The sequence below is a fragment of the Solimonas variicoloris DSM 15731 genome (genome assembly GCF_000382285.1).
In the GTDB taxonomy this organism is placed as follows: domain Bacteria; phylum Pseudomonadota; class Gammaproteobacteria; order Nevskiales; family Nevskiaceae; genus Solimonas; species Solimonas variicoloris.
Genome location: NZ_KB907935.1, coordinates 112,656 through 123,057, shown reverse-complemented (window position 1 = coordinate 123,057; position 10,402 = coordinate 112,656). Strand labels below are relative to the sequence as shown.

At 71.5% G+C, this 10,402-nt stretch carries 10 protein-coding genes; all 10 read right to left on the bottom strand.

Features of this window, described 5'->3' with window-relative positions:
* Nucleotides 1–238 precede the first annotated feature (238 nt).
* Entirely contained in the window at nt 239–1,378 is a 1,140-nt protein-coding gene (locus H149_RS0113260) for a methyl-accepting chemotaxis protein (RefSeq protein WP_020650250.1), read from the bottom strand.
* 69 nt (nt 1,379–1,447) lie between these two features.
* Nucleotides 1,448–2,470: a protein-glutamate methylesterase/protein-glutamine glutaminase gene (locus tag H149_RS0113255; protein WP_020650249.1), complete on the bottom strand. Its 1,023-nt coding sequence runs from the start codon at nt 2,468–2,470 to the stop codon at nt 1,448–1,450.
* Entirely contained in the window at nt 2,470–3,072 is a 603-nt protein-coding gene (cheD, locus tag H149_RS0113250) for a chemoreceptor glutamine deamidase CheD (protein ID WP_020650248.1), read from the bottom strand. The genes H149_RS0113255 and cheD overlap by 1 nt, the downstream gene beginning before the upstream one ends.
* A 4-nt stretch (nt 3,073–3,076) precedes the next feature.
* The gene (locus tag H149_RS0113245; RefSeq protein ID WP_020650247.1) at nt 3,077–3,916 is read right to left on the bottom strand and encodes a CheR family methyltransferase; all 840 of its coding nucleotides are present in this window, start codon (nt 3,914–3,916) and stop codon (nt 3,077–3,079) included.
* 2 nt (nt 3,917–3,918) lie between these two features.
* On the bottom strand, nt 3,919–4,056 hold the full coding sequence (locus H149_RS23270) for a hypothetical protein (RefSeq protein ID WP_154654800.1): 138 nt from the start codon (nt 4,054–4,056) through the stop codon (nt 3,919–3,921).
* 71 nt (nt 4,057–4,127) lie between these two features.
* Entirely contained in the window at nt 4,128–4,634 is a 507-nt protein-coding gene (locus H149_RS0113235; protein ID WP_051101864.1) for a chemotaxis protein CheW, read from the bottom strand.
* A gap of 13 nt (nt 4,635–4,647) precedes the next feature.
* Nucleotides 4,648–6,636 carry a chemotaxis protein CheA gene (locus H149_RS0113230; RefSeq protein ID WP_020650244.1) on the bottom strand — a complete coding sequence of 663 codons (1,989 nt, stop codon included), beginning with the start codon at nt 6,634–6,636 and terminating at the stop codon, nt 4,648–4,650.
* 12 nt (nt 6,637–6,648) lie between these two features.
* Complete coding sequence (locus H149_RS0113225; RefSeq protein WP_020650243.1) at nt 6,649–7,014, bottom strand: response regulator; 366 nt, start codon at nt 7,012–7,014, stop codon at nt 6,649–6,651.
* The gene (locus tag H149_RS20975) at nt 7,011–7,331 is read right to left on the bottom strand and encodes an STAS domain-containing protein (protein ID WP_020650242.1); all 321 of its coding nucleotides are present in this window, start codon (nt 7,329–7,331) and stop codon (nt 7,011–7,013) included. Before H149_RS20975 ends, H149_RS0113225 begins: the two co-directional genes overlap by 4 nt.
* Nucleotides 7,332–7,409: 78 nt before the next feature.
* Nucleotides 7,410–10,253 carry a methyl-accepting chemotaxis protein gene (locus H149_RS24240; RefSeq protein ID WP_211213597.1) on the bottom strand — a complete coding sequence of 948 codons (2,844 nt, stop codon included), beginning with the start codon at nt 10,251–10,253 and terminating at the stop codon, nt 7,410–7,412.
* Between the last annotated feature and the right edge of the window lie 149 nt (nt 10,254–10,402).

The window sequence follows — 10,402 nt, the reverse complement described above, 5'->3', positions numbered from 1 at the left end:
AATGGCCGGCCAGGACGGCCGGCCAAGTCGTCGTCGCGGCAGGGATGCCGCGTCGGCGACGGTCCCGAGCACGTGAGCAGCGCAGGGCACTTCGCAAAGCGAAGTGCGGCCCCAGGGGTGTGCTTTCTTTTGCTTACTTTTCTTTGCACAAGCAAAGAAAAGTGAGGCGCGCGCCAGCGCGAAATCAAAGGCCCGATCCGGCTCCGCGCGACACAGAACGAGCAGCCGCCCTGCCCGCCTAGAACAGATCGACCGTCCCCGCCTGCATCGACACCTGCGCCACCGGCTTGTGCGCCGGCGTCCGCCAGTCGACCTGCCCGGCCGCCTCGTTCGGGTTCGCGCCGCGCTCGCCGTCGAGCTCGGTGCCGATCGCCTCGACGCGCCGCGCGTGCTCGTGGGCGACGCTCAGGGCCTGCGTCGAGATGTCCTCGAACTGCAGACAGCGCACCGCGCGGCCGACCGCCTCGCTGATCTGCGCGCGCGCGTCGGACACCGTGCGCAGACTCCGGGTCAGACCATCGTTGATCGATTCGACCTGCGTCAGCAGGCGCTTGACCTCGTCGTGCGCGCCGTCACTGAGGCTGCTGTCGCGCGTCGCCATGTCGCCGACCGTGTCGCGAACCTTGGCGATCGCCTCCTTGGACACCGACACCAGCTTGCGGATCTGCTCGTTGAAGCTGGTCGAGCGCTCCGACAGCGAGCGCACTTCCTCGGCCACGACCGCGAAGCCGCGGCCGGCCTCGCCGGCGCGCGCCGCTTCGATCGCCGCGTTCAAGGCCAGCAGATTGGTCTGGTCGGCGATGGTCTTGACGTCGCCGAGCAGTTCGAAGATCGCGTCGAGGTGCTTGACCATGTCGTCGATCTGGCGAACCGTCGCCACGCTCTGCTGGCTGACCGAGGCCAGCGACTCGGCGAGGCCGCGCATCAGCTCGACCGCCGCCTCGGCGAAGCGCCGCACATCGAGCCCGGCGCCGGCGCTGCCGTTCTGCGCGAGGATGCCGGCGACCGCCTGCTCCTGGATGCGCGCCTGGCGATCCATGTCGGCAAACGCGGCGCCGAGCTGGCGCACCGCGTCGTTGATCAGCCCGCGCACGCGCTCGACTTCCTCACCGGTCGCCAGCGCTTCCTGCAGCAGACCGCCGCGCAACTCGGTGATCGCCCGCGAGCGCTGCTCGCTCTGCAGCGCCAGCCGCGCGATCTCGCGTTCCTGGCGCTGCGCGCGCTGCGTCTGCAGCAGCGCCAGCGTGCCCCAGGCCAGGGCCGCGACCAGGCCGCTGAGCCAGACCGCGACGTCGCCGGGCGCCAGCAACAGCGTGGCGATGTGCAGGGCGGTCAGCGCGGCGGGGATCGCCAACGGCTTCCACGGCATGGAACGCATCGGGTACTCCTGAAAAAAATGAGGAAGCTGTGGCTTTATCGGCCGCGCGGCGCGGCGCTTGAGCGCCGCCTACCCGGCGGCGTCGTGGAGCAGCTGAGCGGCGATCGCATCGAGCGGCAGCAGGCGCTCGGCGGCGCCGAGCTTGTAGGCGGCGCCGGGCATGCCCCAGACCACGCTCGACGCCTCGTCCTGCGCCAGCGTGCGCGCGCCGGCCTCGCGCAGCGCCAGCAGGCCGCGCGCGCCGTCGTCGCCCATGCCAGTCAGCAGTGCGGCGACGACATTGGCGCCGGCGTGGCGCGCCAGGGCGTTGAACATGGCATCGACGCTCGGCCGGTGGCGGTTCTCCGGCGGCCCATCGGAGAGCCGGCAGACGTAGCGCGCGCCGTTGCGCTCGATCAGCAGGTGGCGGTCGCCGGGCGCGACGTAGGCGTGGCCCGGCAGCACCGGTTCACCGTCGGCGGCCTCGCGCACCGACATCGCGCTGGCGCGGTCGAGGCGCGCCGCGAACGGCGCGCTGAACGCGGCGGGAATGTGCTGGGTGACGACGATCGCCGGCGCGTCGGCCGGCATGCGCTCGAGCACGGCGCGGATCGCCTCGGTACCGCCGGTCGAGGCGCCGATCGCGATGATGCGCTCGGTGGTGCGGAACGGCCGGCGCAGCGGCGGCTGCACGGTGCGGCCGCCGCCGCGCGGCCGCGCGCGACCGAGGTTGCGCACCTTCTCGCGCAGTTCGTCGGCGTAGGCGGAGAGCCCGGCGCGCACATCGAGCTTCGGCTTGGTGACGAAGTCGACGGCGCCGAGTTCCAGCGCCTGCAGCGTCACCTCGGCGCCGGCCTCGGTCAGCGACGACACCATCAGCACCGGCATCGGATGCAGGCGCATCAGGTTGTCGAGGAAGGTCAGGCCGTCCATGCGCGGCATCTCGACGTCGAGCGTCAGCACGTCCGGCCTGAGCTGCTTGATCTTGTCGCGCGCGACGTACGGATCGCTGGCGCTGCCGAGCACCTCGATCTGCGGGTCGGCCGACAGGATCTCGGTCATCAGGCTGCGCACCAGGGCGGAGTCGTCGACGATCAGGACGCGCGTCTTCATCAGAACAGCTCCACCGAGCCCTGGGCCGGGCCGGACTTGAGGCGATGCAGATAGCGGTTTTCGTCGGCCGCGACCGCCGCGCGCTGCGCGGCCGGCAGACGCTTGACGAGCACGCGGCCGGTCGCCGGGAAGTAGTGGACGCGGCGCGGCACGATGTCGCCGAGATCCTGCGCCAGCAGCGCGATGCGTTCGGCGGCCAGGTAGTCGAGCACGAAGCGCGCGTTGCGCTCGCCGACGTTGCCGATCGTCAGGCTCGGCAGCACGGCGCCGCCGCCGAACACCTTGGCCTGCAGGCGCGCACGCGTCGCGCCGCGCTTGAGCAGCTCGTTGATCAGCACTTCCATCGCGTAGCTGCCGTAGCGCGCCGATTCACCGGCGGCGCCCTCGCCGCCCGGCAGCAGGAAGTGGTTCATGCCGCCGACTCCCGCCAGCGGATCGTGCAGGCAGGCGGCGACACAGGAACCGAGCAGCGTCACCAGCATGCGGCCGTCGCCGGCGACGGCATAGTCGCCGGGCAGCACCTTCTGCGCCTGCACGCCGAAGCGCGGGTCGTAATAGCTGCCGTCGTCGCTCGCCGCCAGGCTTTTCTTGCGTGCGTTCATGGCGTCAGGCACGGCGGTAGACCGTGCGTCCGCACGGCCGCACCAGCTCGGCGGCGTGGAAGAAACTCTCCGAATGGCCAGCGAACAGCAGGCCGTCGTCGGCCAGCAGCGGCACCAAATGCGAGAGCACGCGATGCTGGGTCGGGCGGTCGAAATAGATCATCACATTGCGGCAGAAAATCGCCGTGTACGGGCCGCGCAGCGGCCAGCGCTCGTCGAGCAGGTTCAGCGGCCGGAAGTGCACCAGCGCGCGCACTTCGTCGATGACCCGGCAGTAGCCGTCGCGGCTGCCGACGCCGCGGCGGAAGAAGCGCCGCCGCCGCGCGGTATCGAGCCGCTCGATCCGTTCGAGCGGATAGACGCCGCGCTCGGCGGTCTGCAGTACCTGGGTGTCGAGATCGGTGGCGAGAATGCGCACCGGCGGCTGCAGCGTGCCGAACGCCTCGCAGGCGCTGATCGCGATCGAGTACGGCTCCTCGCCGGTCGAGGCCGCCGCCGACCACAGCAGCAGCGGCCGCGGCCCGCGCGCCTCGCGCAGCAGCGTCTGCAGGGTCTCGAAATGATGCGGCTCGCGGAAGAACGCGGTGAGATTGGTGGTCAGGGCGTTGGTGAACGCCTCCCACTCCGGATGCCGCGGCTCGTCGAGCAGCTGCAGGTAGGCGGCGAACGAATCGAGGCGCAGCACGCGCAGGCGGCGCGACAGCCGGCTGTAGACCATGTCGCGCTTGCTGGGCGCCAGGGCGATGCCGGCGCGGGCGCGGATCATCGCGCAGACGCGCTCGAAGTCGCGGGTCGTGAACGCGAACTCGCGTGCCTCGGCGGTCGTCGTCAGCGGATCGGACATCGCTAGAACTCGGTCCACTGCCCTACGGCCGCCGGGCGCTGGAAGAGGATTGCGGTGCCGACCGCGACGGCCAGCAGCGACAACACCGCAGCGAAGCCGAGCGCGGAACGCTGGCCGAGCTTGAGCTGGAATCGCGACATCACGGATCTCCGCAGCAGCGTCGCGGTCATCCGTGACCGGACTGCACTTCTTGAAAGGACGAAACCCTGGCTCAGGCGGCCTGCGCGACCGCTTCGTTGAGCACGCCGATGTCGGCGGCGCTGAGCAGTTTCTCGATGTCGAGCAGGATGATCATGCGCTGGTCGCGCGTGCCGAGGCCGGTGATGAAACGCGTGTCGATCGCGCCGCCGAACTCGGGGGGCGGGCGCACGTCGCCGGCGTCGAGCGCGACGACGTCGGAGACGCCGTCGACGACCATGCCGACGATGCGCTGGCCGACGCTGAGAATCACCATCACGGTGAACGCGTCGTAGCGTGCGTCGTCGAGCCGCAGCTTCAGGCGCAGGTCGATCACCGGCACGATGGTGCCGCGCAGGTTGATGACGCCTTTCATGAAGTCCGGCGCACCGGGCATGCGCGTGACGGTGTCGTAGCCGCGGATCTCCTGGACCTTGAGGATGTCGACGCCGTATTCCTCGCCGCCGAGCGTGAAAGTCAGGAACTCGGCGGCCGGCACGGCGGCGGATGCGGCGGGCGATGCGGATGGCGGGGCTTGCATCGGAAGACTCCTCTCAGGCAGCGGCGGCGCGGGTTGCCAGGCGCACGATCTCGCCGACGTCGGCGATCAGCGCGACCCGGCCGTCGCCGAGGATGGTCGCGCCCGAGATGCCGGGCACGCGCTTGTAGTGGGTTTCGAGGCTCTTGATGACGACCTGCTGCTGGCCGAGCAGGGCGTCGACCTGCAGCGCCAGCTTGCGGCCCTCGGCCTCGACGATGACCAGGATCGCCTCGTGCGCGGCGCGCGGTACGGCCGGCAGTGCGAACCATTCGTGCAGCGCGACCAGCGGCAGGTACTCGTCGCGCACGCGCGCGACCTGGCCCTGCGCGGCGACGCGCTTGATCTGCTCCGGCTGCGGCTGCAGCGACTCGACGATCGCCGACAGCGGCAGGATGAAGGTCTCCTCGCCGACCGCGACCGACATGCCGTCGACGATCGCCAGGGTCAACGGCAGGCGGATCGTCACCGTCGTGCCCTGGCCCGGGCACGAGGCCAGCTCGACGCGCCCGCCGAGCGCTTCGATGTTGCGCTTGACGACGTCCATGCCGACGCCGCGGCCGGAGACATCGGTGATCTGCTCGGCGGTCGAGAAGCCGGGCGCGAAGATCAGCTGCCAGACCTCGGCGTCGCTCATCGCCGCGTCGCAGGCGATGCCGCGCTCGGCGGCCTTGGCGAGGATGCGCGCGCGGTCGAGGCCACGGCCGTCGTCGGCGACTTCGATGACGATGTGGCCACCCTGGTGCGCGGCGCGCAGCGTCAGCGTGCCGGTGGCGTCCTTGCCGGCGGCGACGCGCGCCGCGGCGGTCTCGATGCCGTGGTCGAGGCTGTTGCGGACCAGATGCGTGAGCGGATCGGCGATCTTCTCGATCATGCTCTTGTCGAGCTCGGTGCTCTCGCCGCTGCTGTGCAGACGCACCTGCTTGCCGAGCCGCGCGGCGAGATCGTGGACCACGCGCGGAAAGCGCGAGAACACGGCCTCGACCGGCAGCATGCGCGTCGACATCACCGCTTCCTGCAGCAGCCGCGTGTTGCGGTCGAGCTGCGCGAGGCCCTGCTGCAGGACCTCGCCGGTCGCCGGATCGAGGCGGTCGGCGAGCTGCTGCAGCATCGCCTGGGTGATGACCAGCTCGCCGACGAGATCGATCATCGCGTCGATCTTGGCGGTGGCGATGCGGATCGAGGCGCCGTCGCCGCGCGGCTCGCTGCGCGGCGCGCCGTCGGCGAGCGCACGCGGCGGCGCCACGGCGGCGGCCAGCGCCGGCGCGGCAACGGCGTCGGCCAGATCGGCCCCGGCGGCCAGCGGCTCGATACGCAGCTCGCACTCGTCCTCGACCCAGGCAAACAGCTCGGCGACCGCGGCGCGCTCGGCGGCGCCGCGCAGCTCGATGTCCCAGGCCAGGTAGCAGGTCTCCGGCTCCAGCGCCGCGAACGCCGGCAGCGCCGCGTCGCGCACGCTGATGCGGGCGTCGCCGAGCGTGGCCAGTTCGCGCAGGATGCGCAGCGGATCGTTGCCGCTCGCGAACAGACCCGGGTGCGGCGCGAAATGGATCGCCCAGCCCGCCGCCGGCGCCGTGGTTGCCGCCGCGGCCTTGCCGGCGGCGGCCGACGCCGCGCCCTGCAGGCACTGCGTCAGCTCGGCATGGATGGCGTCGGCGACGCTGCGCTCGGCGACGCGTTCGTCCCGCGCCGCCTGCAGCAGGCCGCGCAGCGCATCGCTCGCGCGCAGCAGCAGGTCGACGTCGGCGGCGCAGATCGCGCGGCGCCCGGCGCGCATCTCGTCGAGCAGCGTCTCGAGAACGTGCGTGTACTCGCTGATCGCGGCGAAGCCGAAAGTGCCGGCGCCGCCCTTGATCGAATGCGCGGCGCGGAAGATGCCGTTCAGCGTCTCGGCATCGGGCTGCGCCGGATCGAGGCGCAGCAGCGCCGCCTCCATCGCGTCGAGGCCCTCGAAGCTTTCCTCGAAGAACGCGCGGTGGAAGCGCTTGAGATCAATGCCGGCCATGGTTAGGGCCTGCTAGCCGAGCACGCGCTGCACGGTGGCGACGAGCTGCTCCGGATTGAACGGCTTGACCAGCCAGCCGGTCGCGCCGGCCGCCTTGCCTTCCTGCTTCTTCTCGGGGCCCGACTCGGTCGTCAGCATCAGCAGCGGCGTGAACTTGTAGGTCGGCAGCTGGCGCAGCTGGCGCACCAGGCCGATGCCGTCGAGGCGCGGCATGTTGACGTCGCAGAGCACCAGCCGGAACGGCTCGCGCTGCGCCATCTCGTAGGCCTCCTGGCCGTCGGCTGCCTCGGCGACGTCGAAACCGGCGTCGCGCAGCGTGTAGGCGACCATCTGCCGCATCGAGGCGGAATCGTCGACCGCGAGGATGCGCGCGCTCACGGCTGCACCTCGGCGAGACGCAGCCCGGCGTCGAGGCCGAGCAGGCGCGCCGCGTCGCGCAGCGCCACGCTCGGCTCGCGCCAGGCGGTTGCCAGTCCGGCGCGCGTGCGGTCGCGGCAAAACGCCGCGCACAGCTGCAGGCCGGCGGCGTGCACGCGCGTCACCGCGTGGCCGTCGAGCGTCAGCGGCGCGGCGTCGGCGACGCGCGGCGCCAGCTGCGCGTGCAGCGCGGCGAGCCGTTCGATGCCGAGGTCGGCGGGCAGTTCGAGCGTCGCGGCTGTCGCGTCGCTCGCGGTGCGGATCGGATCAATGGACATGCGTTTTCCTTGGTCAGCAGCCGGCGGGAGCCACGCCGCCGATAGCGGCGGCGTGGCTGCGTTCTTGAGAACAGCGCTTCAGAACTCGGTCCACTGCTCGTCGGCCGCCGTCGCGCCGGCCGCGCGGCTGCCGTTGAGGCCCGGGCGACGCGGCGCCGGCCGCGGCGCGACGCGCGGCGCGGCGGCAACGCTCCGCGCCGGCTCGGCCGCTGCCGCCACCGCCGCGGCGCCGGCCAGCCGGAAGCGCGCCACCGACGACGCCAGACCGCCCGCCTGTTCCTCCAGCGAGCGCGCCGACGCCGACGCCTCTTCCACCAGTGCCGCGTTCTGCTGCGTCACTTCGTCCATCTGCGTGATCGTCTGGTTGACCTGCTCGATCCCCTGGCTCTGCTCCTGCGACGCCGCCGTGATCTCGCCCATGATGTCCGTCACCCGCTTCACGCTGCCGACGATCTCGTCCATCGTCCGCCCCGCCTGCTCCACCAGCTTCGCGCCCGTGCCGACCCGGTCCGTCGAGTCGCTGATCAGCGACTTGATCTCCTTGGCCGCCGACGCGCTGCGCTGCGCCAGGCTGCGCACTTCGCTCGCCACCACCGCGAAGCCGCGCCCCTGCTCGCCGGCACGCGCCGCTTCCACCGCCGCGTTCAGCGCCAGAATGTTGGTCTGGAAGGCGATGCCGTCGATCACGCCGATGATGTCCGCGATCTTCTTGCTCGCTTCCGAGATCGACGCCATCGTCGTCACCACTTCCGCCACCACCGCCCCGCCCTTCACCGCCACGTCCGACGCGCCGATCGCCAGCTGGTTCGCCTGCCGCGCGTTCTCGGCGTTCTGCTTCACCGTCGACGTCAGCTCCTCCATCGACGACGCCGTTTCCTCCAGGCTCGCCGCCTGCTGCTCCGTCCGCGCCGACAGATCGCTGTTGCCCGCCGCGATCTCCCGCGCCGCCGTGTTGATCGTGTCGCTCGCCGACTGGATCTGGCGGACGATCTGCGTCAGCTGCTCGACGGTGGTGTTGGCATCGTCCTTGAGCTTGCCGAAGGTGCCCTTGAAGTCGGCGTCGATCCGCTGCGTCAGATCGCCGCACGCCAGCGCGCCGAACACACGCCCGACCTCGGTCAGGCCAGCCTCGCTGGTGGCGAGCAGCTGGTTGATGTTCTCGGCGAGCTGACGGAAGAAGCCCTCCTTGCCGTCGAGCGCGACGCGCCGCGAGAAATCACCGTCGGCGGCGGCCTTGACGATGCCGCCGACCTCCGCCTCGACGGCGACCTCGGTGCTGCGGTCGAGCCATTCGACGACCGAGCCGAGACGCTCGCCCTGGTCGTTGATGATCGGATTGACGGTCAGCGCGAAGCTGCGGCCGCCGACCTTGATCTGCGCGCGATGCGTGCCGCGCAGGTTTTCGAGCACGCGCTTCTGGTGCTCGGGCGCCTTGTGGAACTGGTCGATCGAACCGCCGAGCAGCTTGCGCACGTCGAAGCTCGGCAGCTCGCGGCGCAGATCGGCCTCGGCGTGCGTCAGCATCTGCACCACCGACTTGTTGACGTACATGATCTCGCGGTCGTTGTTGGCGATCATGACGTTGGTGGTGACGTTGTCGAGCGCATTCTTGATGCGCAGGTTCTCGTCGGCGAGCCGCTTCTGGGCCTCGGCGCGTTCCTGCTCGCGCGCCTGCGCGGCGAGCTCGGCGGTCAAGTCCTTCCACTCGACGACGTAACCGACGCGCGCGCCGGCGCTGTCGATCGGATTGACGATCAGCGAGAACGCGCGGCCGCCGACGGCGATGCGCGCCTTGTGCGTCTGCGTCATGCGCGCCAGCAGGCCGCGCTGGAACGCCGGGTTCTTGTGGAAGAGGTCGATGTTGGCGCCGACCACGGCGGCGGCGTTGAAGCTCGGCACGTCCTTGCGGATGTCGGCCTCGGCGGCCGCCAGCATCGCGCGGATCGACTGGTTGACGTAGACGATGTTGAGATCCGCGTCGGCGACCATGACGTTGGTCTCGGCGACGTCGAGGCCCTGCTGGATGCGCGCCGTCGCCACCGCCGCCTCGCGCTCGTGCGCCTGCGTCGCCGCGACGTCATCGAGCAGGGCGTTGATCGCCTCGCTCAGGGCGGCGTCGGCGCCGCTCGCGCCGTCGATCACGACGCGACGCGACAGATCGCCGGCACGCGCCGCCGTCAGCACTGCCTGCGTCTGCTCGACGACCGCCTGCAGGCGCGCCGCGGCATGCACCTGCGCGGTGACGTCGCTGGCGTACTTGACGATCCTGACCGGCTTGCCGGCGGCGTCGAGCACTGGGTTGTACGAAGCCTGGATCCAGACTTCGCGGCCGTTCTTGCCGATGCGGCGATAGCGGCCGGCGTCGTACTCGCCGCGGCCGAGCTTGGCCCAGAAGCGGCGGTAGGCCTCGCTGTCGCGCTCGGCCTCGTCGACGAACATGCGGTGATGCTGGCCGCGCACCTCGTCGAGCCGGTAGCCGAGCACGTTCAGGAAATTGTCGTTGGCGCCGACCACGTGGCCGTCGAGCGTGAACTCGATGACGGCCTGCGAGCGGTCGATCGCGGCGAGCTGCGCCTCGCCGGCGGCGATCCGCGCGCGCGCGTCGGCACGCTGCTGGCGCAGCGCAGCGAGCATGGCGCCGAGCGTCTCGCCGAGACCGCCGGCGTCGCCGACGGCGACCTCGAGATCGTCACGCGCGACGGCCGTGGCGACCGCGGCGGCGCGCTGCGCCGGCCGCCGCGCCGCGCGCACCAGCGCCGCGCCGGCCAGCGCGCCGAGCGCCACGGCGAACGCGCCGAGCAGCAGCAGCGGTGCACCGAGCGGCAGGCCGCCCGGCAGGGCGGCGGCGACGATGCCGGCCAGCGGCAGCGCGCCGCCCAGCAATGCACCGCGCAGTGTCGGTTGAACGGAATCGAAGGACATCGGCAACTCCTGATGTGGAACGGCGACTCGGATCGGGCGGCCGGCGCCTGCGCGCCGGCGCGCAGGGCACCGCAGAAGGGGTTCGGGGCGGCCGCCACCGGCGCAACCTGGGCGCCCGGCGCCGCCCCCCGACGACTCGCGGCCGCCTC